Source organism: Bacillus sp. MRMR6, from assembly GCF_001940785.1.
Classification (GTDB): domain Bacteria; phylum Bacillota; class Bacilli; order Bacillales; family Cytobacillaceae; genus Neobacillus.
In genome coordinates this window covers 1-1856 of record NZ_MSLS01000074.1, presented here as the reverse complement: position 1 = coordinate 1856, position 1856 = coordinate 1, and the positions used below count along the sequence as shown (strand labels likewise).

Here is a 1856-nt window from a genome sequence, read left to right as displayed (position 1 = left end):
TCTTTGGGAACTATTAATCCTGGGATTAAGCAGCCCCCTCATCAGGCAACTAGTCTATCTTTCATCCCTACCGCGCTTTCGCTTACTAGCCTTGAAGTTTAGTGTGGAAGGAGTACACTTCCACACTAAACTTCAAGGGCGTATCCTCCCCCTGTTAAGACATGTTTACTTCCATATCTTTGAATACGTTGAATACTATAAAAAATACCTGTATATAATGTGTAAGCAAAGATAGAAATTGGGTCATTTTTGTATCATTACTTACGTTGAATACGGTAGAAGTTCATACTGTATATATTGGCAGGATAGTTGAAGAAGGATGACACTAAACCCATAATTTCTCGTCAGTTTAAATGGAGGGGATCTTATGTTAATTAAAAAAACAGTCTCATTAGTGATAGCTAGCCTTTTAATTATGATTGTAGGTTGCTTAAACAATGATAGTAATGATACTAAAAAGGGCTATGATGAAAAGGTATCCAACAGTGAGGAAATTACTGGTCCAGGTGTTGAGGGTTACGTTAAAAAACAGACATCTAACAGGGGCTTTTTACTTGAAGTGACAAAGGATCACCAAATGTTTGATACAGGTACGTTAATACACGTAGGAGTAGATGAGGAAACGATGTTAGACGAATTAGAAGTAGGTCAGAATGTATCAGTTTGGTATGGTGGACCTATTCTCGAATCAGATCCACCAAAAATCAAAGGGTTAAAAATTGAAATCAAAGATAGTGAGAATTAAAGTAGAAAACACTTGTTAAGCTAACGGGTGCGATTGTTCAATAAGAACAGTCGCTACTTGTGCTAACGTTGTAGGTTAATGGAAAAAGCAATTATGAAAGACAATATCTTAGAAGGAGATAAGAAGTGAATAAGCGACTTAGAAAGAAATTGAATAAAAAGAGAGAATAAGTTGAAATCTTTCAATATGCTGCTAGTGGGCAAACGAGTAAGATTCAAGAGTTGATAGAAGCAGGAAGAGACATTAATAAAAAAGATATTGGTGGCTATACGCCACTACATTTCGCAGTACAGGAAAATCATTTAGATGTCATTCAGTTATTACTTTCATCAGGTGCGGGAATTAATATAAAGGACGAAAATGGATTTTCGCCATTGTATATCGCAGCTTCGGAGGGTCATACAGAGGCTATTGATTTATTGATTAAAAATGGAGCAGATATTGAAATCAAAAGTAACAATGGAACCACGGTATTAATCATATCTTGCTGTTATAATCACCAAGATGTAGTTGAAATACTTCTAAGGAATGGGGCAAACATCGAGGCGAAAGATAATGATGGGAAAACTGCCTTATTTTATGCAAAGGAGTATGGCTACACAGAAATCACTAACTTACTAAAAATAGAAAGAAATGTATAGAACTATAATCGGTTGTAATACCGTTTCCCTTCGTTATTGAAGTAAAGGGTGCTTTTGTTACATAATTCACTTAAACCTCGGAAAGATAAATAAGAGGTGATTTTGTGAAAAAAATTTGTATATATATAACTGTTTTTTCGTTATGTTTTCTGCTTTCATCAAAATCTGTTGTGGCTGATACTCATCCACGAGAAGTAGTAGATAAATTTATGCAACAGCTCTTAAATAATAAATCTATCGACAGTCTTGTTTTTGATGGAGTTTACATACCCGAAATTAAGAAGGATACGCCAATTGGTAAATACGACATTATATCAACTCCACAAAGAAAAGACACATTGCTGCTTGTGGCATTTTATAAGGGAGAGATAAGGGATGACAGAGTTGCACTTATTTGGGAATTTGTTGTAAAAAATGATAAGATTTCTCGCATTGAAACAATCCATAATGGTACAATTCCTTTGTTAGAG

General features: G+C 34.9%; 2 protein-coding genes and 1 pseudogene. All 3 read left to right on the top strand.

Annotation, left to right across the window (positions count from 1 at the left end; all coding sequences use genetic code 11):
* The first annotated feature begins 367 nt into the window (after nt 1-367).
* Nucleotides 368-745, top strand: a complete 378-nt coding sequence (locus BTR25_RS26595) for a DUF3221 domain-containing protein (RefSeq protein WP_075690933.1) — start codon at nt 368-370, stop codon at nt 743-745.
* Nucleotides 746-921: 176 nt separating this feature from the next.
* Nucleotides 922-1386, top strand: coding sequence for an ankyrin repeat domain-containing protein (locus BTR25_RS26590; RefSeq protein WP_083652582.1), 465 nt, complete (start codon nt 922-924; stop codon nt 1384-1386).
* A gap of 104 nt (nt 1387-1490) precedes the next feature.
* A pseudogene (locus BTR25_RS26585) lies at nt 1491-1856 on the top strand (hypothetical protein); the annotation flags it as partial.